Origin of the sequence: Burkholderia savannae, assembly GCF_001524445.2 — a bacterium.
Lineage (GTDB): Bacteria > Pseudomonadota > Gammaproteobacteria > Burkholderiales > Burkholderiaceae > Burkholderia > Burkholderia savannae.
The window spans coordinates 1,578,644-1,599,705 of record NZ_CP013417.1; the positions used below are offsets into that span (position 1 = coordinate 1,578,644).

Sequence of the window (21,062 nt, forward strand, 5' to 3'; positions counted from 1 at the left end):
TTGGGTGTTCGGCATGCATACGGCGCTCGACGATCCGCGCGTGCAAAAGGTCGTGTGCATGAAGTCGGCGCAGGTCGCGTGGACGGACGGGGTGCTGCTGAACTACATCGGCCGGCGAATCGACGTCGATCCGTGCCCGATGATCGTGATGTTCGCGAAAGAGAAGTCGGCGAAGAAGTTCAACATGGAGAAATTCGAGCCGATGGTCGAGGTGACGCCTCGCTTGTCGGCGAAACTGCCCGTGCATGCGAGCCGCGACAAGAACAACTTGTGGGATCACAAGACATTCCCGCGCGGGTTCCTGAAGTTCATCACGTCGAACGCGCCGGACGACGTGAAGTCGACGCCTGCGCCCGTCGTCGCAGTCGAAGAGCCGGACGACGCGAATCAGAACGTGCGCGAGCAGGGTGATTCGATCACGCTGCTGGAGGAGCGCAACAAGAGCTACTCGGACAGCCGGCGCAAGGTGATCTTCGGCGGCACGCCAACGGTCGACGGCTTCTCGCGCATTCAGCAGGCATACGTGGCGTCCGATCAGCGCGTCTATCTGGTGCCGTGCCCGGACTGCGGCGAGGAACACGAGCTGACGTGGGAGAACGTCACGTGGACGGAAGACGCCGATGTGGCGCACGAGGTGTTCGGCCGCGCCCGGCCGGAGTCGGCGCGATACACGTGCCCGCACTGCGGCACGTTGTGGGACGACCCGATGCGCATCCGCGCGGTGCGACGCGGCCGATGGGTGGCGACCGCGCCGTTTTACGGCGTCGCCGGTTTCCGGCTGAACGAGCTGGTGTCGCCGTTCCCCGGCTCGCGCATGGCCGAGCTGGTGAAGAAGTGGCTCACGGCGGAGAAGGCACTACGTTCCGGCGACGACACGAAGATGCGTTCATTCGTCAACAACTCGCAGGGGCGGCCGTACAAGTACAAGAGCGATCTTCCCGAAATCGACGCGCTCGCCGAACGCGCGATGCCGTATCCACCGTTCACGGTGCCGATGGGCGGCTTGCTGCTCACGCTCGGCGTCGACGTGCAGCATGACCGCCTCGCGATTGTGATGCGCGCGTGGGGCGGGGCGAGGAGAGCTGGCTGATCGCGTGGGACGAGATCTTCGGCAACGTGATGGACCAACGCGAAGACCCGTTGACGGGCGGCGTATGGGGCGCGCTCACGACGCTGATCACGCACGCGTACCGTCATGAGTCGGGCGGCCTGCTGCGGATCCGGGCGACGTCGATCGACTCGTCGGACGGCTCGACGTCGGACGCGGTTTACAGGTACGTGCGCGCGGCGCAGCGGCAAGGTTTGATCGTCTTGGCGATCAAGGGCAGCACGGATGCCAATGCCGAGATCTTCAGCACGCCGCGCGCGTCGGTCGACTCGACGCGGAACAACAGCAAGGCGGCGAAGTACGGGCTGCGGCCGTTCATGGTCGGCGTCAGCAAGGCCAAGGATCTGATTCTCGACAACCGGCTCAAGCTGGACGGCGACGGCCCCGGACGCATGCACTGGTATCGCGACGTCCGGTCGGACTACCTGTCGCAGTTGACGGCCGAGGTGAAGGTGCCCGCTCGCATCGGGACCAAACGCGTCTGGCAAAAGAAGGCCGGCGCACGTAACGAAGCGCTCGACTGCGAGGTGTACGCGCTGCACGCGGCGCGCAGCGTCAAGACGCATTTGATGACGGAGCCGCACTGGCAGGTCGAGCAGCAGCGCTTGTCGCAGGTGTCGCTGTTCGAGGCGGTGCCGGTGCTCGACGCGTTGCCGTCGGCGCTGCCGGTCGAGGTGCTGCCGGATCAGCCGGAGGATCGCGATGCGGACACGGAGCCACCACCGCAGCAGCAAACCGCAAAACCCAACGAAACCCCGCCACCGAGCGGGGTTTCGCGCATTCAGGGGCGTCGCGTCGGCCGCTCGGCCTACCTGACGCGTCGCTAGGAGAAAGCCGATGGCTTACACAAGACAGGATCTGGATCGCATCCAGTCCGCGATCGCGAAAGGCGAGCTCGAAGTGCAGTATGCGGATCGCCGCGTGAAGTACCGCTCGATCTTGGAGCTTCGCGAGGCGCAAACCGAGATCATTCGCGCGCTCGACGGCGCGAGCGGGCGCTCGCGCATCGTTCGGCTGCGGCACGCCGGCAAGGGGGTTCGATGAGCCGCGCGTATCCGATGCTCGCTCGGCGCGGATTCGTGGTGCCGACGCGGCTGAAGGCGGCGGCGTACGAATCCGCGAGCACGGGCGGCGCTCGCGCACGGTCGTGGAAGGCGTCGAGCGCGGGGCCGAACGCGGCGGCGGCGCAAAACCTGCCGCTGATGCGGCATCGGGCGCGCGACGCGATTCGAAACGACCCTTGGGCGAAAGCCGCGATCACGCGGCTCGTGTCGAACACGATCGGCTCCGGCATACAGGCGCATCCGCGACATCCCGACGAGACGATGCGAAACGCGCAAAAGCTGCTTTGGGAAGACAGCGCAGCGGAGATCGACGCGGACGGGCTGTTCGATATGGCGGGATTGCAGACGTTGGCCGCTCGTGCGTTCTTTAGCGACGGCGAGGTGCTCGTGCGGCGGCGTCTGCGTAGCTGGCACGACGGATTAGCCGTGCCGTTGCAGGTGCAGTTGCTCGAAGCCGATCATCTGCCTGTGAGCAAGAACGAGCGCCTGCCGCACGGCGAGATCGTCAACGGCGTCGAGTTCGACGACGACGGACGGCGCATTGCCTATCACCTGTTGACGCGACATCCCGGCGAGTATGGACGGCAGGCCGGCGACAGCACGCGGACGGTGCGGGTGCCGGCCGACGAGATCGCGCACGTGTTCCTCGCATTGCGGCCGGGACAGGTGCGCGGCGTGCCTGAGCTGTCGACGGTGCTGCTGCGGCTGCATTCGCTCGACAACTTCGACGACGCGGTGTTGTTCCGGCAAGAGGTCAGCAACCTGTTCGCGGGCTTCATCACGAAGCCGCACGCGGAGCTTGGCCCGATGGGCGATCCCGTTTCCGGAGCGCCGATGCGATACGACGACGACGGGTTTTCGCCGGTCGTGTCGCTCGAACCGGGTGGGATGCAGGAGCTTGCGCCCGGCGAGGAAGTGAAGTTCTCGGAGCCGCCGGGCGCGGGCAACGACTATGTGCCGTTCATGCGCCAGCAGCTCATGGCGTCGGCCGCTTCGGTGGGCATGCCTTACGAAGTGCTCACGGGCGATCTGCGGGACGTCAGCGACCGCGTGCTGCGCGTGATCCTCAACGAGTTCCGGCGCAGCGTCGAACAGATTCAGTGGAACGTGTTCATTCACCAGTTCTGCCGCAAGGTGTGGCGCTGGTGGGTCGACGCGTGCGCGCTGTCGGGCGCGATGCCGATGCCCGATTACTTCCGCCGGCGTCGCGACTATCTGCGCGTGCGATGGGTGCCGCAGGGCTGGCCGTACATCCACCCGGTGCAGGACGTCACCGCGAAGCGCATGGAGATCCGCGCGGGCCTCGCGAGCCGCACGGGCGCAGTGCTCGCGCGCGGCGACGATCCCGAGCAGGTCGACGCGGAAAACGCGGCGGATCTCGCGCGCGAGCAACGGCTCGGCCTGCGATACGACACGCAGCTCGCGATAGAAGACGGAAACGGTAGTGATTTGAAAGAGGATGGGGAATGAAGCGAAACCGCAAGTGGTGGGACATCCGCGCACAGGCGCAGGCGGGTGGCGGCAAGGTTGCCGAGATCCGGATCTATAGCGACATCGGATTTTGGGGCACCGACGCGCAGAACTTCGTGTCGCAGCTCGACGCCGTCGCGACCGACGCATCGTCGATCACGGTCGCGATCAACTCGATGGGCGGCGACGTGTTCGACGCATTCGCGATCTACAACGCGTTGCGGCGGTACGCCGGCAAGGTGAAGGGGCGCGTCGACGGCATCGCGGCGTCCGCCGCGTCGCTGGTGCTGATGGCGTGCGACGAGATCGAGATGCCCGAGAACGCGCTGTTGATGATCCACCATCCGCACACGGTCGCGGCCGGCGAATCGAAAGATCTGCGCCGTGTCGCCGAACTGCTCGACAACGCGAGCGCCGGCATTCTGGCGGCGTACGCGCAGCGCAGCGGTCTGTCCGAAGACGACGTGCGGGCCATGATGGACGCGGAGACGTGGCTGACGGCCGCGCAGGCGAAGGAGAAGGGCTTTTGCGACGTGATCGAGGCCCCGGTGAAGCTGGCGGCGTCGGCCGGCGCTGCGCCGCTTCTCGCGCGCTTCTCGGCCGTGCCGGAGCAGGTTCGTGCGTTGCTCGATGCGGCCGGCGAATCGGACGCGGAACCGCCGGCCGATCCAACGCCGGATCCCGAGCCGGAACCGAAACCCCAGACGCCCGACGTCACGGCACTCGCCGCGCACGTGTTCAATTCGCTGCGCGAAGCGAATCTCGCGGCATGCGCCGAAGGCGTGATCGCCGCGACCGGCCTGCGCGACCGCGAGACGGTCGATCGCGCAATCCGCAATGCGACCGACATCGCGGGGATCTGCCTCGCGGCGAACCAGACGGACCTGACCGCGCAATACGTCGCGGACGGCCTGTCGCCGGATCAGGTGCGCGCGCGGCTGTTCGAGCGTCTCACGGCGTCGAGCACCCGCATCAACAGCCGACCCGATCCGGCACAGCAGCAGACGCAAGCGCGTAGCCGCGCATTGCGCACGTCCGACATCTACGCGGCCCGCCGCGTGGCCAAGTAACTTTTCATCGCTGAAAGGAGCGCTGAATGTCCAACATCAAGACTTTGGGCACGTTGCCCGCCGAATTTCTGATTTCGGAAGGCCCCGGCCAGATCTCGCGCGATGCGATCACGGTCGCGGCCGGCCCGGCGCTGCCGTCCGGCTGCGTGCTCGGCACGATCGGGACCGGCGAATACGCGCCGTACGACAACGCGGCGGCGACCGGCGCGGAAGTCGCGGTCGCGATCCTCTACGCGCCGTTGCCGGCGTCCGACACGCCGCGCCCGGCGGTCGCGATCAAGCGGCTCGCCGAAGTCGACGCGCGCCTGCTCGCGGGCCTCGACGCGCCCGCCCGCGACGATCTGGCCGCGCATCACATCGTCATCCGCTGATCCCGGCGAATCCCTTATCCCAAAGCCGCGCCGATGCGCGGCTTTTTCATTTCTGGAGTGCATATGGCAGACATCGCAATCTTCAACGACGACGCGTTCTCGCTGTCGTCCCTGACGGCGTCCATCAACGAGCAGCCGCACTTGCCCGGCCGCCTCGGCGAGACGGGCCTGTTCGACGAGGAAGGCATCACGACGACGACGGTGCAGATCGAGCGCGACGGCGACACGCTCGCACTCGTGGCGGCCGGTGTGCGCGGCTCGCCCGCGCCGAACGTGCTGGGCAGCAAGCCGAGCCTGATTCCGTTCAACACCGTCCACCTGCCGCAACGCGCGGTCATCAAGGCGGACGAGATCCAGAATCTGCGCGCGTTCGGCGACGATTCGGAACTGGAGACGGTGCAGCGCTACGTCGACAAGCGGCTCGCGAAGATGCGTCGTCAGATCGACGCGACGCACGAATACCACCGCCTCGGCGCGGTTCGCGGCGTGATCCTCGACGCGGACGGCAAGCACGTCGTCGCGAACCTGCTCGATCGCTTCGGCATCGAGCAGCAGGTCATCGAATACGAGCTGTCGAACGCGAAGACCGAGATCCGGATCAAGAACGAAGACACGCTCGAAGCGATCGAGGATGCGCTCGGCAACGTGCCGTTTTCGAGCGTGCGCGCGTTCTGCGGGCGCAACTTCTGGCGCAAGCTGCTGACGCTGCCGACCGTCAAAGAGACGTTCCTCAACACGGCGGCGGCTGCGGCGCTGCGCGGCGATCCGCGTGGCGCGATCGAGCTGGACGGCATCGTGTTCGAGCGCTATCGGGGCAAGGTCGGCGGCATCCCGTTCGTCGGCGACGACGAAGCGTATGCGGTGCCGGAAGGCGTGGCGGATCTGTTCATCTCGCGCTTCGCGCCCGGCGATTATGTCGACGCGGTCAACACGATCGGCCTGCCGTACTACGCGCGGCAGGAAGTCATGCCGTTCAACAAGGGCGTCGAGATCGAGGCGCAGTCGAACCCGATCCACCTCTGCACGCGCCCGCGCGCGTGCATCCGTCTGAAGGCGTGACGCGTGGCGTTCCACGATCTGATTGCGGACGTTGACGCGGCCGTGCTGCGAGATCTGGCCGATGACGACGTGGTCGTCGACGGCCGTCCCGTGCGCGGCATGTTCAACGCGCCTTGGCTTGGCCCCGATCTCGGGTCGAAACGCACGAATCTGGTCGCGCCGATGCTGCACGTGATCGACGAAGACGCCGTCGGCATCCGGCCCGGCAGCGTCGTCGTCACGCACAGCGGGCGCTATCGCGTCGTCGAGGCGCAACCGGACGGCACGGGCTGGACGATCCTGATGTTGCAATGACATGAACCCACTGAAAGTCGAAATCGATGTCGGCGCGGTCACGGCCGTCCTGCAGGGCATCTCGCCGTCCGCGATGCAGGCCGCGTGGCGACGCACGCTGCGCAAGACGGCCGCGTGGATCAAGAGCCAGACGGCGAAGGAGGTCAGCGCGGCGACGCGCATTCCTCAGAAAGCGATCCGCCGACGCCTCTACTTTTTCCTGCGGTCGGCCGATACCGGCAAGGTGTGGCTCGGCTTGAACCCGATCGAGGCGCACCGCCTCGGCTCGGTCGTGAAGACGCGCAAAGGCATGCGCGCCGGCCGTTCGTCGTTTCCGGGCGCGTGGCGGCAGTCGAAGCGACAACCGGACGGGCCGATCTTCGAGCGTGTCGGGAAGGCACGGCTGCCGTATCGCGTCGTGACGGTCGATTGGCATGAGACAGGCGACCCGGCGTTTCGCCGCGCGGCGAAGGCGTGCGAGCAGCGGCTCTTGACGATCCTGCGGCAAGAAGTGAACTACGAACTACAAAAGGTGATGGGACGTGCTCGATAACCTCAAATTGCTGCACGACGCGATCGTGAAGGGCCTGCGCGAAGCACTGCCGACGATCGAACGAATCGAAGCGTATCCGGAGATCGGTGCGCAGATTCCGACGCCGTTGATTGCGGTCGAACTGTCCGAAATGGAGCCGGGGCACGACGACGGAACGGGTTGCGTCTCGCTGATCGGTCGCATGCAGGCGCGCATCATCGTCGATCCGTACGGCGCGGGGCACGAGCTGCACGTGCGCGAGATTGCCGCGCGCGTCGCGCTCGCGGTTCACATGCAGACGTGGGGCTTGCCGATCGCGCCCGGCAGGGTGGTTCAGGTTGGCGAAGACCCGTTTCGCCCCCAGCTCGATACGTACCTCGTGTGGCTCGTCGAATGGACGCACGAATTCGGGATCGGCGGTGAGCTGGCGGAGATTCCGGGCGGTAGCACGCTTGTATGGGGTGTCGACCCGGAAACGGGGCCGGGCAACGAAGGCAGCTATTGGGACCCGGCGCAGGACGCGCCGGCCGACTATGCGGAGTAACGATGCTCGAGTATGAAATCGGTGAGATCGACCGGCGGCTTGCGTGCCTCGTGCAGCAAGGCACGGTCGACGCGGTGTCGTACGACCCGCCGCGATGCCGTGTGCGCGTCGGCGATTGGGTCAGTGACTGGTTGCCGTGGTTCACGGTCGCGGCGGGCGCGGTGCGCTTCTGGCGCCCGCCGTCCGAAGGCGAGCAGGCGTCGGTCTTCTCGTCGTCCGGCGAGTTGTCGAGCGCGTACGCGGTGCCGGGCTACTACGCGGAACAGCACGGTGGGGCAGCACGACGAAGCGCGAGCGAAACGGCGTTCGACTTCCCGGATGGGGCGTCGCAGGTCTATGACCACGCGTCGCACGAGTACCGGATCGACGTGCCGGCGGGCGGGCGCATCGTTTTCCGCATCGGCGAGACGGAACTGGAGCTACGCGCGGACGGCGTGACGTTGCGCACCGAGAAACTGCTCGGCGACGTTCCCGATTCGACGTTCACGGGCAACACGACGACCGAGCAGCGCTTGACGTTCAACGGCGGCATGCAGGGCCGGGCAGGCGCGAACGGCGGCCCGGCAGTCGAAGTCGACGGCGGCGCTCGCTATACGGCCGACGTCGAGATCGGCGGCAAGTCGTTCCTTGGGCACAGTCACGTGGAGCAAGGCGACGGAGCTCCAGTGAGCCCGCCTATGTAGATGGCAGAAGTCACGCTGCACCGGTATTTTTACGAGGTCGACGGATGGCTCTAAGGATCTAGAATCGAGCTCTCAAATTCGAATTCGTTCCAAGAGGGGCCAGCATAAATGGATACGAAAGTACTCGATCCAACGAGCGGAGATGACGGTGCGCAGGTGGCGGAGAAAGAAAATATATTCGGATCGCCGGATAAAAAGTTGGAAGCCGAGAAGATAAGACGAAGAAAAGAAGAGTCTGGCGAGATAAAGGTTACTTTGAAGCGCATACTTGGCTTCTATTCTGCCTCTATACCCGTAATAAAGGACTCTCTTGATGTCGCGTGGAAATTCGCGCCAATATTCTTGTTCTTTCCGGCGATGATGCTGTGGAGCTATCTACGAAAGATAGGCTGGGAGCAGCTTTTTTCGGATGCGGTGGTGTCCATTTCTGGCTTCATTGTGATGTTTGTGACGGCATGCCTGTTGATGTTTGCTGTCTTTGTGCAATTCATTTTTCCATCGATGATCATTGGGCCGGTCGTCAGTGCATACGAAGAAATTGCTGCGTCAGGTGATGAAAAATTCAAGGATGATCTGTCCCGTGCGGTCTGGAGGTTGCATCTTTCCACGCCGATTGGATGGCTCTTCATCTTGGCGTTATCCGTTATCGCGCTTGATCAGCCACCTTGGCTTGCCTACACGATGTCCATCGTCGCCGCTTATGTTGTGGCGTTGTATTTCGTGATTAGGAATAGGAATATTTTTTTGAGGCGGATCGGTGGTAGTCCAATGCCCCTGGTGACCGGGATACATCGAAGAAATGGTATTCGTATCGCTCGTGGATGAACGAGGTCATAATGCGGGCGTTGCGGTATTGTGGGCGAGCTCTGATGTTTTCATTGTTCGCTACGCTTGGAGCTGTAGCGGTATCTGTTCCGATGCTCCTGTGCTTGGAGTTGTTCAGTGACGCGAAGTTTGGAACCGTTGCTTCTTTGCTGATCTTCTTGCTTTTGGGTGTGTTTAGTATGGCTGGTATGGCACCGGGATTGGCCTACCTGCTTGTGAAGATTAGAGGGAATTCAACAGTCCGTGCTTCAAAGGCGATGATGCTTGTATGTGTATTTGTTGGATATCTATTATTTGTAGGGGTGCTGTACTTTGCGCCTGTGACAACTTTTATTATGAGGGCGAGTGGAGTGCTGGAGGAGCGGCCGCACATATACCAGATTCTCAAACCTGAACTTGTCGCGGCAATGCGGGCTGTGAGGATAAATGTTGTTCCTGTAAAACCCCAGGTTGATGGTCAACCTGCCGCTTACTTCGCCTATGCATTTACTCGTTTCAGCTTCAACAATGTTCTGTTGCTTTGCAGAGGGCAGTTCAATTTTTCATCCGTGGAATCGACGACTTGGAATGAGGAGCAACGGAAGGAAAAAGCGAAATTATGGGCAAAAGGCGGCGATTTTTGCGTAAAAGCAAAGGGCGACGAGATTCGACCTCTTCGGCTTACCCTCCTTCGAGCCGAGTAATAGCGCTGTATCGTCGTGAGATACTGGAATTTTTCAAAGTGACTTTTTTGAGCCCCGCCTTGAGCGGGGCTTTTTCATTCTGAGGGTATCCGATGGCACATGTTGTTTCGCGAGCATTCGCGCCAACGAGCGCAACCTTTCTCGATACGCGTTTCCGTAGTCGTGTCGTCGTGTTTCCTGACGGTTCGGTGCTGCGGGTCATCAAAGGTGAGGCAGTCGCGAGGGAAGCGCAGCACGTCGAGTATCTCGATACCCATCCGGACTTCAACCGGCTTGAGGGGCGCGTATGACCGTCGCGGGCGAACTGGTCGGCATGGACCGGTGGACCGGCGCACCACTCAGGGGCCTCGCGCACCTGAAGCAGAGCATCGGCGACATCCTCGGCACGCGCCGGGGCACGCGTCGCGAGCGGCCGGAGTACGGCTCGGACATCCCGGCGATGGTCGACCTGCCGATCACGCGCGGGTGGATCTCGTCGGCGCAGGCCGAAGCAGCGCGCGCGATCGGGCGATGGGAGCCGCGAATCAAGCTTGAACGTGTCGCCGCGCTTGCGGTCGTCGATGGGCGCGTGACGTTCGAGATTCGCGGCGAGGTTGACGGCAAGGCGGAAATCTTCGAGGTGACGGCATGACGATGATCGATCTGTCGCTGCTCCATCCGCCCGATCTGGTCGAGACGCTCGATTTCGAAACGGCGTATCAGATGAAGCTCGCGTACTTCAAGCGCATCTATCCGGACTGGAGCGCGGCGCTCGAATCCGATCCGGTCGTCAAGCTGATCGAGCTGGCGGCATACGACGAGATCCGATCGCGCGCACGATTCAACGATGCTGCGCGGGCGACCATGCTCGCGTACGCGACCGGCGCGGATCTCGAACACGTCGCGGTTCTGATGGGCGTCGAGAAAGCGCTCGTCGATCCAGGCGATCCGGATGCGACGCCGCCGCGCGCGCCGGTCTACGAACGCGACGAGCGGTTCCGACTGCGCACGCAACTGGCGATCGAGACGTCGACCGACGCGGGGCCGATCGACGCCTATCGTAAGCACGCGCTCGACGTGTCGCCGGAGGTGCTCGACGTGCAAGTCGATCGTCCGGAGCCGGGCACGGTTCGCGTGACGATCATGTCGCAGTCGAACGGGGGTGTCGCGGACGAGGCGTTGCTCGGGAAGGTGCGCGCCGCATTGTCCGCCGAAGACGTGCGGCCGTTGACCGACACGGTGCTCGTCGTGCCGGCCCGGCCGGTTGCATTCGTGATCGAGGCGGACGTCTACGTGGGGCGCGGCCCGGACCCAGCCGTCGTGCTGGCCGAGCGTCGGCGCGATCTCGACGCCGCGATCGACGCGGCACGCCGGCTCAAGCTCGGGATGGCGCGCTCGGCGATCGCGGGCGCGCTTCATCCGCGCGGCAGCAGCGTCGCGCGCGTCGACCTGAAAGCCCCGTTGGGCGACGTCACGTGTAACGGGCAAGAGTTCGCCGATTGCACGTCCGTCGTCCTGAATCTGAAGGTGCTCGATGAGTGAGCGTCTATTGCCGTTGAATCAGACGCCGCTCGAAGCCGCGCTCGCGCGCGTGCTGCGGCCGAGCGTCGATCCGGAGATCCTTCGCACGCTGATGGACGTCGATCGATGCCCGGCCGCGTTCCTGCCGTGGCTCGCGTGGTCCGTCGCCGTCGACGGGTGGGAGCTGGCCGAGTCGGACGATGCGCGGCGTGCGCTGATCAAGGGATCGTTGGCGCTGCACCGAAAGAAGGGCACGCCGTGGGCCGTCCGCGAAATCGTTCGACGGCTCGGCTTCGGCGACATCGAGATACAGGAAGGGCGGGTCGCGAAGCGTCGCGACGGCTCGGCGCTGCGGGACGGCAACTACGTTCACGGGCGCGCGAGCGCGTGGGCCGAGTACATCGTGAAGCTGAAGCGGTCGATCACGCGCGATCAAGGGCAGGCGCTGGTGCGCGCGATCGAGCGCTACGCGCCCGCGCGCAGTCAACTGGTCAAGTTGGATTACTCGGCGGTCGCGATCCGCCACAACGGTACGGCCGTCCGCAACGGCCAATATTCACGGGAGTGGTGGCAGCATGGCAAACCTGAAGGAACGTGCTCAATGGGAAGAGGGCGTCTATCAGCTGGAGACATCGGACCCGGTGATGGGCGGTCCGGACGGGATCGACAACGTGCAAGCGAAACAACTTGCCAATCGAACGCTCTATCTGAAGGGGGCGATCGAGCAGCAGGACAGCGACAAGGTATCGAAGGCTGGCGACGCGATGACCGGCGCGTTGCTCGGCAAGGTCGGATCGGGTGCCGGCAGCAATGCCGGATTCGGCTTTGACGGCGACCCCGACACGGGGCTCTTCTCGCCGAAGGCGGGCGTGCTCCAAGTGACTTTGAAGGGGGTGCCGGCTGCCGAATGGTCGCTCGACGCGACCGGTCAGCGGAAGATGCGCACGTCGGTCGCGGCGTCGTTCGACAACGGCGTGCGTGCCGGGCTCGATCACGGCGACGGCGGGCAGTTCCGTGCAGTCTGCGACGGCTACGGCGCGTTCATCCGCAACGACGGATGGAGCGTGTATCTCCTGTCGACGCCGAAGGGCGTCCCGGACGGCGGGTTCAACGACTATCGGCCGTTCTCGTGGTCACTGTCGACGGGGCAGGTCATCATCGACGGAAACGGATCGGGCACGGTCTTCGGTGGCACCGTGAACATCGCCCACGATCTCGAAGTGGGACGGAACGCAAACGAAGGGCATATCAAGCTCGGTCCGGCCGACGGGTACCTCTACGCGAACCAGCTCAGCACCGGCTGGTGGTCGTCGACGGGATCGTCGTATCAATACATGTTTGCTGACCACACGTTCCGCATCGATGGCCGGATCGCGTGGCACGAAGGCAACCTCACGCCGCTCGACTTGAACACGGGCGGCACGCTCAAGGGCGACCTGACGTGCGAGCCGGGCACGCGCATCGTATTGGCCGAGGGCAGCGTCACCGCACCATCGCTCGCATTCGGCAACGACGGAGCGCCAGATACTGGTCTCTATCACCTCGCGGACGGCGTATTCGGCGTCACTTGCAATACGAATTCGGTGTTGCGCTTCACGCCGACGCTTGCTGTGTTCGATCAACCCGTGACGGGGCCGACGCCGCCGTCGGGGGATCGTTCGACGCGTCTCGCGACGACGCAATGGGTTGCCGATGCGATTTCAACGGCGTCCGTCGGACAGATCGTCTTCGAGATGCGCACGAGCGCGCGGGCCGGCTATCTGAAGTGCAACGGCGCGGTGCTCAAGCGCGCGGATTATCCGGCGCTGTGGGCGTACGCGCAGGCAAGCGGCGCACTCGTCGCGGAGAAGGACTGGTCGACCGGCAATTGGGGCTGCTATTCGGACGGTGACGGCGCGGCGACGTTCCGGATTCCCGAACTGCGCGGCGAGTTCATGCGCTGTTGGGACGACGGACGCGGATTCGATGTCGATCGCAGAATCGGGACGTCACAGGACAGCCAGAATCGCTCGCACGCGCACGCAGCCTCGACGGATGAGGCACCGGATCACGTTCACACGGCGTGGACCGACGCGCAGGGTAACCACAGTCACGGCGGGGCGACGCAGTGGAGCGGGGATCACGTCCACACTGCGCCGGGCGCGCCCGGTAGCGGGCAGGGCTATCCGGGCCTGAATTCCGTTCAGCAGAGTGCGGGCGAGTCCCGCACGAGCGTTGCCGGCGGGCACAGCCACGCGATCGCGACGGACGGCGGTCACGGCCATAACGTCGGCATCGGCGGCGGCGGCCGTCATCGACACACGGTCAGCGTCACGGCTGACGGCGGTAACGAATCCAGACCGCGCAACGTCGCCGTGATGGCGATGCTTCGCGCCTACTGACAAGGGAGAAAACATGCTCTGCAATCAATACGACAACGCGACGGGCCAATACGTCGTCAGCTTTCTGGCGGACATCGATCCGCTCAATTCGAAGCGCTGGCTCGTGCCGGCGTTCTGCACGGCCGAGCCGCTGCCCGAGCGCCCGCCGCTCACGTGGCCGTTCTGGAAAGACGGCACATGGGTGCTGCTGCCCGACTATCGCGGCGTGCGTCTGTACCGCACCGACAGTGGGTCGCCGGCCGAGATCACGCGCTCAGGCGTGAAGCCGGAAGACGTCGGCCTGACCGAGACACCGCGCCCGTCCGACGAGCACGTCTGGCGCGATGGCGCGTGGCGCGTCGACGAGCAGATCGTCGCGCGCAAGCAGCGCGAGGCGGCGATGAACGACTTCACGTCGCGCATGGAGAAGGCGCGCACGAAGAATCGCGGCAAGGCTGACGCGCTCGCGGCGGGGCAGCTCGATCCGTTCGAGCGCGCGCTCTTCGAGGCGTGGGCCGCGTATCAGATGGCGCTCGTGCGCATTGTCGAGTCGGCCGAGTTCCCGGCGTCGCACGTGTGGCCGGACGAGCCGGACGAGGCGGCGATCCGGATCGCCGTCGAGGAGAAACAGCGGGTCGAAGAGGAGAAGCTGCGGGCGGAAGAACAGGCGGCGGCCAGTCAGGCCGCTGAGGAATCCGCGTCGTCCGACACGTCGCAGTAACCGCCACTCGCTCGTCATCGAAGCCGCTCACCCGAGCGGCTTTTTTTATTTCTGGAGACCTGAATGGGTGCTACCTCGTTTTATCACGGTGTGACGACGACCGTCGTCGACGTCGGCCCGCGCACGATCGCGGTGCCGTCGTCGTCGGTGGTCGGCCTCGTCGACACGTACGCGCCGGGCGCGGATCTCGTGCAACCGAGCGTGCCGGTGCGGCTCACGAACGAGCACGACGCGGCGCAGGCGTTCGGCGAGCACAGCGCCGTCGCGCGAGCCGCACGCGCGATCTTCGCGCAGAGCAAGGCGGCGATCGTCGCGGTCGGCGTCGAGAAGCAGGGCGACGCCGCGCAGCTCGCGTCGGACGTGATTGGCGGCGTCTCGGCGGCCGGCAAGCGAACCGGCCTGCAAGCGCTGCTCGACGGCAAATCGCTGTTCAACCTGCAACCGCGCCTGCTGATCGCGCCGGGCCACACGTCGAAGCAGGCCGTCGCGACGGCCGCTGACGCGCTCGCGAACAAGCTGCGCGCGATCGCGATTCTCGACGGCCCGAACACGGACGACGAGGCGGCGATCGCGTACGCAAAAAACTTCGGCAGCAAGCGGCTGTATCTGGTCGATCCGGGCGTGCGTTACTGGGACACGGGCGCGAACGTCGACACCGACGCGCCGGCGTCCGCGTATGCGGCCGGCATGTTCTGCCAGACGGATGCGGCGATCGGCTTCTGGGCGTCGCCGTCGAACAAGGAAATCGTCGGCATCACGGGCACGAGCCGGCCGATCGAGTTTCTCGACGGCGACGAGACGTGCCGCGCGAACCTGCTGAACAACGCGTTCGTCACGACGATCATCCGCGACGGCGGTTTTAGGCTGTGGGGCAACCGCACGCTGTCGGCCGATCCGAAATGGACGTTCGTCACGCGCGTGCGCACGCTCGACATCGTGATGGACGCGGTGCAGGCGGGCCACAAGTGGGCGGTCGACCGCGGCATCACGGCGACGTACGTGAAGGACGTCACGGAAGGGCTGCGAGCGTTCATGCGCGATCTGCGCACACAGGGCGCGGTCATCAACTTCGAAGTCTACGCGGATGCGCGCCTGAACAGCGCGAGCCAGCTCGAGCAGGGCAAGGTGTACTGGAACATCCGGTTCACCGACGTCCCGCCCGCCGAAAACCCGATCTTCCGTTTCGAGATCACGAATCAGTGGCTCACGGAAGTGCTCGATACCCAACAGTAAGAGGTGACGCGTGATTCCGGAAACCCTATTCAATCTCGCGATGTACGTCGACGGGCGCGGCTTCGTCGGCCGCACGACCGAGGTGACGCCGCCGAAGCTGAAGATCAAGACGGACGACTTTCGTGCGGGCGGCATGGACGCCGCCGTCAAGACGGATCAAGGCATGGAGGCGCTCGAAGCGTCGTTCGCGATGTCGACGCTGGAGCGCGACGTGCTGAAGTTCTTCGGCATCGCGGACGGCACCGCGTTCAACGCCGCGTTTCGCGGGTCGTTTCGCGACATCAAGGGCGGCAGCAAGGCCATCGCGGTTCACATGCGCGGCATGCTGACCGAGGTCGATTCCGGCTCGTGGAAGCCGGGCGAGAAGGCGGAGATCAAATATGCCGTGTCGCTGAACTACTACAAGCTGGAGATCGCCGGCTCGGTCATGCATGAGATCGACGTGTTCGGCTTCGTGCGCGTGATCGACGGTGTCGACCAGCTCGCACAGGTGCGCCGCGATCTCGGCATGTAACGCGCGGCAAAGCAACTTTGAACCCAAGGGGCGCTCAGCGCCCCTTTTTACTTTGAGGAAACACGATGGACACGATCACGATCAAGCTCGACTACCCGATCACGCTCGACGGCGTGCTGCGCGACACGCTGACGATGCGCCGCCCGAAGGTGCGCGACGTGCGCGGCGCGACCAAGCGTGCGCAGGACGACGACGAGCTGCGCGAGATCACGCTGTTCGCGATGCTCGCCGACGTCGCGCCCGACGAGCTGGAACAGATGGACATGGCCGATTACGTCGCGATGCAACGCGCGTACGACTCCTTTCGAACCCCTCGCCCGATTGCACGAAAAGACCGTCAAGGCGATGGCGAAGCGCCTGCTGCGTGAGTGTTCGATCAGTCCGCAAGCGATCGATGACTTGACGCTTGAGGAGCTGGTGTGGTGGTTGACGGATTGACGTGACAGGGAGCGGAGATGGCACGCGAAATCGCGTTGGGGATCGTGATCGGCGGGGCGGTATCCGCGACGTTCGGCAAGGCGATCTCCGACACGCAATCGAAGATCGTCGGGCTGCGCAAGACGGCCGCTGAAAAAGGCATGTGGCAGCGCCAGATCGGCGAGACGATCAAGTTACAGGACGAGTTTCGCCGCCTGCATCGCGCGGGCGACAGCGCGGCCGAGACGATCCGGCGCAAGCTGGATTCGAATCTGCGGACGCTGCGCGACGCCGGCATCGAGGTCGACCGGCTCGATCGCGCGTATGCGCGGCTCGGCCGCACCGCGCGCGGGCTCGAACTGCGCGCAATGGGGCACGAGCGCCTGAGCGGCGGCCGGGAGGCGATGCGCGGCGCGGTCGGCGATTCGATGAAGCTGACCGCCGCGATCGCGGTGCCGACGATGGTGTCGGCACAGTATCAGGCGATCATCCGCGACATCGCGATCAAGGCGGGCATCGCGCGCACGGGAGAAGAGCGCGCGATGTCCGAACGGATTCGGCGCGATGCGTTGGCCAACGGGATGAACCGCAACGAGCTGGCCGAGGCGGTCAATCAGATGGTGGCGGGCGGGATGGATCTCGACCGGGCGCTCGGCTTCGCGCCGGCGGTGGCGAAGTTCTCGATCGGCCAAGGCGCGACGAGCGTCGAGACGGCGAAGATGATCCAGGCGCTGGAGCAGAACGCGGACATCAAGGACCCGGCCGCGATGCTTAAGGCGCTGGAGGCGATCGCGTATCTCGGCAAGGAAGGCTCGTTCGAGTCGGTCGACATGGCTCGCTGGTTCCCGGTGCTGCTCGCGGAAATGAAGAAGATCGGCATCACGGGGCAGGACTCGGTGACGCAGCTGGGCGCGATGCTTCAGGTGCAGATGAAGACGGCGGGCAACCCCGACGAAGCCGCGAACAACCTGAAGAACTGGTTCTCGAAAATCGGCTCGGGCGAGACGAAGCGCAACTACGAGAAAGCCGGCGTCGACTACGAAGCGAAGATGAAGGAGGCGATCGGCAAGGGCTGGTCGACGCTCGAAGCGTCGTTCGTGCTCGCGCGCGCGTACATCGAGCGGGTCGATCCGGCGAAGGCGAAGCAGTTGGCCGAGGCGGCGAAGTCGATCAACGCCGAGCTGGATCCGGCGAAGCGTCAGAAGCAGATTCGCGCGTTCGAAGAGACGATGAAGACGGGCGACCTGTTTACCGACATGCAGGTCAAGGCGGCGCTTACCGCGTACTTGCAGAACGCCGACCTCTACACGAATCTGAAACGCAACGCCGCATCGGCGAGCGGCGAGATTGAGAAGGATCTCAACGACCGCCGCGCTGCGTCCAAGCAGATCTGGAAAGAGGTCGTCGAGCAGTGGGACGAGGCGATGCGCAGCATCGGCGACGCGTTGCGGCCGGTGACGGATCTGGCGGGCGAGCAGGCGAAGAAAGCCGGCGCGAAGGTGCGCGACATCGTCGATGCGTCGCCGCGCGCGGCGGCGGCCGTCATCGGCGTCGCGGGGGCGGCGATCGCGCATCGCGGTGCGCGTGCGGCGTGGTCGATCGGTCGCGGCGTGCTCGACGTCGCGCGTGGCGCGCGGATGGCGCGGGGCGGCGGCGGGAAGGGCGGCAAGGGAGCGAAGCCGGGGCGCGGTGGGCCGGCGCTCGATGCGCTCGGCGCGGCGGCCAGCGGCGTGCAGCGTGTCTTCGTCGTCAACCTGCCGGGCGGCGGCATCGGCGGCGGCTCCGTCGGCGATCTGATCGAGGGCGTGGCGAGCGGCAAGGCGGGCCGGGCCGGACGCTTCGGGCGGCTCGGCCGGGCGCTGGGCGGTATGGCGGGCCGCGTGTTGCCGTACGCGGGCAAGATCGCGCTCGCGGGCACGGTGCTGAAGGTCGGGCTCGCTGCAAAGGACGCTTACGCGGTCGCGGCCGGCGACGATCCACGCGCGCGGAAGGCCGAGAACTTCGCGGGTATCGGCGGCAGTCTCGCGGGCGGTGTGGTCGGTGCGAAGCTCGGCGCGGCGATCGGCGCGTTCGGCGGGCCGATTGGCGCTGCGATCGGCGGCGTCGCGGGCGGGGCGATCGGCACCTTCGCCGGTCAGAAGCTGCTCGGGGCGCTCACGCGATGGGCGTTCCAGCATCGCGGCGACACGCCCGAAGCCGCGCGCGCGGTCGCGAACGCGAAAGCGCTTGTCGAGCCCGGCGTCGCCGAGCGGCGCGCGTTCAAGGTCGAGCAGCAAAACAGCTTTGCGCCGGTCTTCAACATCAAGCTGGAGGGCGGTAGCGATCAGGCGATGGCCGACCGGCTGCTCGCGCGGATCAATCCGCAGATCCAGCGGGCGATGACCCAATCAATGAACAACAACAACCGGTCGGCGCTGTTCGACGCGCCGCACCTGTAGGAGAGGCGATGGATTTCGTGAAGAGCATCACGCAGGCGGCGACGCAGGCCAGCATTGCGGCCGAGCGCGCGCAGCACGTGAACCGCGTCTACGAGCGCAATCGCGCGGCGAGCCGGAACACGGTCGACACGTTGACGAAGCTCGCGACCGGCAACCTGACGTCGGCCGCCGAGCTGCTGAACGGTGCGAGCAGCGCGCTATCGGTCGCAACCGATCTGAGCCCGAAGGTGGGCGAGGTGACGCGCGGGTTTCGCGCGACGGCCGGCGCGGTCGGCAGCGTGCTGCGGATCGCGAACGCCTCGAACCATCCGCAGATTCACGCGGCGGCGCAAACCGTGACGACGGCGCTGAAGGGCGCTGAAACGCAGTTTGCCGCCGTCGTCGGCTCCGATAACGCGAAGGCCGTGAAATCCGTGTTGCAGGCGACCGGACTCGGCGCGGCGTTCGATGCGTTGGGCGGCGACGCTTCGTCGGCGACCCCTCATCTGCTGACGCTGACGACCGACGAGGGGCGGCGCTTTAACTTCGGGCTGTCGACGGCCGCGTTCGACAAGCTGCGGCGCACGACCCGCTACAAGGTCGCCTCGCAAGAGCGCCTGAACCGGCCGGAAGCGTTGCAGGCGGTGAGTCAGGGCGGCGAAACGATCGTGCTGTCCGGCGTCGTGTTCCCGGCGCTCGGGGCGGGCGCGCGCCAGTTGGAGGCATTGCGCGCGATCGGCGGGCAGATGAAGCCGGTGCAACTGACGGGCGGCACGGGCGACGTGTTCGGGCGGTGGTATCTGCAATCGATCGAGGAAGAACAGGAGGCGCTCATGTCGGACGGAGCGCCACGCAAGCAAACCTTCAGTCTGGAGTTTGGCCGCTATGGCGAGGACTTTAAGAACATCTGACGGCGACGTGCTCGACACGCTCTGCTATGCCGCCTACGGCACGCTGAGCGGGACCGTCGAAGCCGTCTACGAGGCGAATCCGGGCCTCGCGCGCGAACCGCAGCCGTTCCGCTCGGGCGTGCTGATCACGCTGCCGGATCTCGACGCGCCGCGCGATGAACCGATTCAGCTTTGGTCGTGAGGGCGGGCGATGCAGGCGATATTCCAGATCATCGCGAACGGCGCGGACATCACGCGCACGATTCAGGACCGCGTGCTGCGGATCCGGACGACGGACAAGCCCGGCCTCGAGGCGGACGAGTGCGAGATCGAGCTCGACGACCGCGACGGCGTGATCCGCTTCCCGCCGAAGGGCGCGACGCTGAAGATCTCGCTCGGTTGGGAAGGGCAAGGGCTGTCGTTGCTCGGCGAGTACGCGATCGACGAGATCGTGTTGCGCGGGCCGCCTGCGACGGTGGCGATCCGGGGGCGGCCGGCGAATCTGCGGGCGACGTCGAAGACGCACCGCTACGGCAGTTGGTCGAACGCGAAGCTCGCCGACGTCGTCGGCGACATCGCCCGGCGCAACAAGTGGGCGGCTGCATGCTCGATCGACGTGGTCGTGCCGCGTGCGGATCAGTTCGGCGAAAGCGACCTGCACTTCGTCACGCGGATCGCGCGGCAGTACGGGGCGACGGCGACCGTGAAGGCCGGCAAGCTGATCGTCACACCGATCGGCGGCGGCAAGAGCACGAGCGGCAAGGTGCTGCCGGCGCTCGTGCTCGCGCCGGAGCAACTGATCGACTACGAGATTGCGTTTCCGGATCGCGCGAGCTTCGCAGCCGTGCGCACGAAGGTGCATGACGCGAAGTCGGGCAAGAAGATCGATCTCGTGATCCCGAATCCGGATGCACCGCCGGGCGCTGCAGCGATCCATACCGAGCGGCACGCATTTGCCAGTCCGCAGGCGGCGAAGGCCGCGGCGTCCGCGCGACTGGCGAAGCTGAACCGGCACACGGCCACGAGCCGCTTGCGGATGCTCGGCCGCGCCGATGTGTCAGCAGAGAAAACCGTGACGCTGAAGGGTTTCAAGCGCGATGCGGACGGCGATTTCCTCGTCGAGTCGGTGACGCACGAGTACGCCGGGCGTAGTTGGGAGACGGAAGTCGTGCTGAACGCCGGCAACAAGGGTAAGGCGAAGGCCGGACACGGCAAGAAGCAGGCGAAGAAGATCAATCTCGTCATCCCCGCGCCGCAGCCGTAACGCGGACGCAGGGCATACAGCAGAGCCGCTCACGGGCAACCGGAGCGGCTCTTTCTATTTGTGG

23 protein-coding genes and 2 pseudogenes are annotated in these 21,062 nt (G+C 65.3%); all 25 read left to right on the forward strand.

Going from position 1 to position 21,062, the window contains the following annotated elements:
• Nucleotides 1-13 precede the first annotated feature (13 nt).
• Nucleotides 14-1,935: pseudogene (locus tag WS78_RS07950) on the forward strand (phage terminase large subunit family protein).
• 10 nt (nucleotides 1,936-1,945) lie between these two features.
• Nucleotides 1,946-2,152, forward strand: a complete 207-nt coding sequence (locus WS78_RS07955) for a phage head-tail joining protein (protein WP_004533700.1) — start codon at nucleotides 1,946-1,948, stop codon at nucleotides 2,150-2,152.
• A complete protein-coding gene (locus WS78_RS07960; protein WP_059584700.1) occupies nucleotides 2,149-3,642 on the forward strand; it encodes a phage portal protein in 1,494 nt (497 codons plus the stop codon). Before WS78_RS07955 ends, WS78_RS07960 begins: the two co-directional genes overlap by 4 nt.
• A complete protein-coding gene (locus tag WS78_RS07965) occupies nucleotides 3,639-4,712 on the forward strand; it encodes a head maturation protease, ClpP-related (RefSeq protein WP_059584703.1) in 1,074 nt (357 codons plus the stop codon). Before WS78_RS07960 ends, WS78_RS07965 begins: the two co-directional genes overlap by 4 nt.
• A gap of 26 nt (nucleotides 4,713-4,738) precedes the next feature.
• Entirely contained in the window at nucleotides 4,739-5,083 is a 345-nt protein-coding gene (locus WS78_RS07970) for a head decoration protein (protein WP_059584705.1), read from the forward strand.
• 33 nt (nucleotides 5,084-5,116) lie between these two features.
• The gene (locus tag WS78_RS07975) at nucleotides 5,117-6,142 is read left to right on the forward strand and encodes a major capsid protein (RefSeq protein WP_082717483.1); all 1,026 of its coding nucleotides are present in this window, start codon (nucleotides 5,117-5,119) and stop codon (nucleotides 6,140-6,142) included.
• A 3-nt stretch (nucleotides 6,143-6,145) separates the two neighbouring features.
• Nucleotides 6,146-6,436 (forward strand): head-tail joining protein, encoded by a 291-nt coding sequence (locus WS78_RS07980; RefSeq protein ID WP_059584710.1) that lies wholly within the window; start codon nucleotides 6,146-6,148, stop codon nucleotides 6,434-6,436.
• Nucleotide 6,437: 1 nt separating this feature from the next.
• The gene (locus WS78_RS07985) at nucleotides 6,438-6,968 is read left to right on the forward strand and encodes a phage tail protein (RefSeq protein WP_059584713.1); all 531 of its coding nucleotides are present in this window, start codon (nucleotides 6,438-6,440) and stop codon (nucleotides 6,966-6,968) included.
• Nucleotides 6,958-7,491, forward strand: coding sequence for a hypothetical protein (locus tag WS78_RS07990; protein ID WP_059584715.1), 534 nt, complete (start codon nucleotides 6,958-6,960; stop codon nucleotides 7,489-7,491). Before WS78_RS07985 ends, WS78_RS07990 begins: the two co-directional genes overlap by 11 nt.
• A gap of 2 nt (nucleotides 7,492-7,493) precedes the next feature.
• On the forward strand, nucleotides 7,494-8,174 hold the full coding sequence (locus WS78_RS07995) for a phage baseplate assembly protein V (RefSeq protein WP_059584717.1): 681 nt from the start codon (nucleotides 7,494-7,496) through the stop codon (nucleotides 8,172-8,174).
• Nucleotides 8,175-8,282: 108 nt separating this feature from the next.
• Entirely contained in the window at nucleotides 8,283-8,999 is a 717-nt protein-coding gene (locus WS78_RS08000) for a hypothetical protein (RefSeq protein WP_085701513.1), read from the forward strand.
• Between the two features lie 44 nt (nucleotides 9,000-9,043).
• Complete coding sequence (locus WS78_RS35680; protein ID WP_157131151.1) at nucleotides 9,044-9,682, forward strand: hypothetical protein; 639 nt, start codon at nucleotides 9,044-9,046, stop codon at nucleotides 9,680-9,682.
• Nucleotides 9,683-9,774: 92 nt separating this feature from the next.
• On the forward strand, nucleotides 9,775-9,972 hold the full coding sequence (locus WS78_RS37505; protein WP_082717484.1) for a hypothetical protein: 198 nt from the start codon (nucleotides 9,775-9,777) through the stop codon (nucleotides 9,970-9,972).
• The gene (locus tag WS78_RS08010; protein ID WP_038717482.1) at nucleotides 9,969-10,313 is read left to right on the forward strand and encodes a GPW/gp25 family protein; all 345 of its coding nucleotides are present in this window, start codon (nucleotides 9,969-9,971) and stop codon (nucleotides 10,311-10,313) included. Before WS78_RS37505 ends, WS78_RS08010 begins: the two co-directional genes overlap by 4 nt.
• A complete protein-coding gene (locus WS78_RS08015) occupies nucleotides 10,310-11,203 on the forward strand; it encodes a baseplate assembly protein (protein ID WP_059584722.1) in 894 nt (297 codons plus the stop codon). The genes WS78_RS08010 and WS78_RS08015 overlap by 4 nt, the downstream gene beginning before the upstream one ends.
• Nucleotides 11,196-11,744 (forward strand): annotated as a pseudogene (locus tag WS78_RS08020) (phage tail protein I); the annotation flags it as partial. The gene WS78_RS08015 and the pseudogene WS78_RS08020, both read left to right, overlap by 8 nt.
• 13 nt (nucleotides 11,745-11,757) lie before the next feature.
• Nucleotides 11,758-13,563, forward strand: coding sequence for a phage tail protein (locus WS78_RS37510; RefSeq protein WP_059584727.1), 1,806 nt, complete (start codon nucleotides 11,758-11,760; stop codon nucleotides 13,561-13,563).
• 13 nt (nucleotides 13,564-13,576) lie between these two features.
• Nucleotides 13,577-14,263 (forward strand): tail fiber assembly protein, encoded by a 687-nt coding sequence (locus tag WS78_RS08030; protein WP_059584729.1) that lies wholly within the window; start codon nucleotides 13,577-13,579, stop codon nucleotides 14,261-14,263.
• A gap of 63 nt (nucleotides 14,264-14,326) precedes the next feature.
• Nucleotides 14,327-15,496, forward strand: coding sequence for a phage tail sheath subtilisin-like domain-containing protein (locus tag WS78_RS08035; protein WP_059584732.1), 1,170 nt, complete (start codon nucleotides 14,327-14,329; stop codon nucleotides 15,494-15,496).
• Nucleotides 15,497-15,506: 10 nt separating this feature from the next.
• Nucleotides 15,507-16,010, forward strand: coding sequence for a phage major tail tube protein (locus WS78_RS08040; RefSeq protein ID WP_059584735.1), 504 nt, complete (start codon nucleotides 15,507-15,509; stop codon nucleotides 16,008-16,010).
• Nucleotides 16,011-16,075: 65 nt separating this feature from the next.
• Entirely contained in the window at nucleotides 16,076-16,378 is a 303-nt protein-coding gene (locus tag WS78_RS08045; protein ID WP_038777205.1) for a phage tail assembly protein, read from the forward strand.
• A gap of 87 nt (nucleotides 16,379-16,465) precedes the next feature.
• Nucleotides 16,466-18,865, forward strand: coding sequence for a phage tail tape measure protein (locus WS78_RS08050; protein ID WP_059584738.1), 2,400 nt, complete (start codon nucleotides 16,466-16,468; stop codon nucleotides 18,863-18,865).
• A gap of 8 nt (nucleotides 18,866-18,873) precedes the next feature.
• Complete coding sequence (locus WS78_RS08055; RefSeq protein ID WP_059584740.1) at nucleotides 18,874-19,755, forward strand: phage tail protein; 882 nt, start codon at nucleotides 18,874-18,876, stop codon at nucleotides 19,753-19,755.
• Nucleotides 19,730-19,936 carry a tail protein X gene (locus WS78_RS08060; protein ID WP_024430935.1) on the forward strand — a complete coding sequence of 69 codons (207 nt, stop codon included), beginning with the start codon at nucleotides 19,730-19,732 and terminating at the stop codon, nucleotides 19,934-19,936. Before WS78_RS08055 ends, WS78_RS08060 begins: the two co-directional genes overlap by 26 nt.
• A 9-nt stretch (nucleotides 19,937-19,945) precedes the next feature.
• Nucleotides 19,946-20,998 carry a phage late control D family protein gene (locus WS78_RS08065; protein ID WP_059584742.1) on the forward strand — a complete coding sequence of 351 codons (1,053 nt, stop codon included), beginning with the start codon at nucleotides 19,946-19,948 and terminating at the stop codon, nucleotides 20,996-20,998.
• Nucleotides 20,999-21,062 lie beyond the last annotated feature (64 nt).

What these genes read in the sequence shown, in the direction of transcription:
- WS78_RS07955 (WP_004533700.1), top strand. Translation starts at nt 1,946, where the DNA reads ATGGCTTACACAAGACAGGATCTGGATCGCATCCAGTCCGCGATCGCG.
- WS78_RS07960 (WP_059584700.1), top strand. Translation starts at nt 2,149, where the DNA reads ATGAGCCGCGCGTATCCGATGCTCGCTCGGCGCGGATTCGTGGTGCCG.
- WS78_RS07965 (WP_059584703.1), top strand. Translation starts at nt 3,639, where the DNA reads ATGAAGCGAAACCGCAAGTGGTGGGACATCCGCGCACAGGCGCAGGCG.
- WS78_RS07970 (WP_059584705.1), top strand. Translation starts at nt 4,739, where the DNA reads ATGTCCAACATCAAGACTTTGGGCACGTTGCCCGCCGAATTTCTGATT.
- WS78_RS07975 (WP_082717483.1), top strand. Translation starts at nt 5,117, where the DNA reads ATGCGCGGCTTTTTCATTTCTGGAGTGCATATGGCAGACATCGCAATC.
- WS78_RS07985 (WP_059584713.1), top strand. Translation starts at nt 6,438, where the DNA reads ATGAACCCACTGAAAGTCGAAATCGATGTCGGCGCGGTCACGGCCGTC.
- WS78_RS07995 (WP_059584717.1), top strand. Translation starts at nt 7,494, where the DNA reads ATGCTCGAGTATGAAATCGGTGAGATCGACCGGCGGCTTGCGTGCCTC.
- WS78_RS08000 (WP_085701513.1), top strand. Translation starts at nt 8,283, where the DNA reads ATGGATACGAAAGTACTCGATCCAACGAGCGGAGATGACGGTGCGCAG.
- WS78_RS35680 (WP_157131151.1), top strand. Translation starts at nt 9,044, where the DNA reads ATGTTTTCATTGTTCGCTACGCTTGGAGCTGTAGCGGTATCTGTTCCG.
- WS78_RS37505 (WP_082717484.1), top strand. Translation starts at nt 9,775, where the DNA reads ATGGCACATGTTGTTTCGCGAGCATTCGCGCCAACGAGCGCAACCTTT.
- WS78_RS08010 (WP_038717482.1), top strand. Translation starts at nt 9,969, where the DNA reads ATGACCGTCGCGGGCGAACTGGTCGGCATGGACCGGTGGACCGGCGCA.
- WS78_RS08015 (WP_059584722.1), top strand. Translation starts at nt 10,310, where the DNA reads ATGACGATGATCGATCTGTCGCTGCTCCATCCGCCCGATCTGGTCGAG.
- WS78_RS37510 (WP_059584727.1), top strand. Translation starts at nt 11,758, where the DNA reads ATGGCAAACCTGAAGGAACGTGCTCAATGGGAAGAGGGCGTCTATCAG.
- WS78_RS08030 (WP_059584729.1), top strand. Translation starts at nt 13,577, where the DNA reads ATGCTCTGCAATCAATACGACAACGCGACGGGCCAATACGTCGTCAGC.
- WS78_RS08035 (WP_059584732.1), top strand. Translation starts at nt 14,327, where the DNA reads ATGGGTGCTACCTCGTTTTATCACGGTGTGACGACGACCGTCGTCGAC.
- WS78_RS08045 (WP_038777205.1), top strand. Translation starts at nt 16,076, where the DNA reads ATGGACACGATCACGATCAAGCTCGACTACCCGATCACGCTCGACGGC.
- WS78_RS08050 (WP_059584738.1), top strand. Translation starts at nt 16,466, where the DNA reads ATGGCACGCGAAATCGCGTTGGGGATCGTGATCGGCGGGGCGGTATCC.
- WS78_RS08055 (WP_059584740.1), top strand. Translation starts at nt 18,874, where the DNA reads ATGGATTTCGTGAAGAGCATCACGCAGGCGGCGACGCAGGCCAGCATT.
- WS78_RS08060 (WP_024430935.1), top strand. Translation starts at nt 19,730, where the DNA reads ATGGCGAGGACTTTAAGAACATCTGACGGCGACGTGCTCGACACGCTC.
- WS78_RS08065 (WP_059584742.1), top strand. Translation starts at nt 19,946, where the DNA reads ATGCAGGCGATATTCCAGATCATCGCGAACGGCGCGGACATCACGCGC.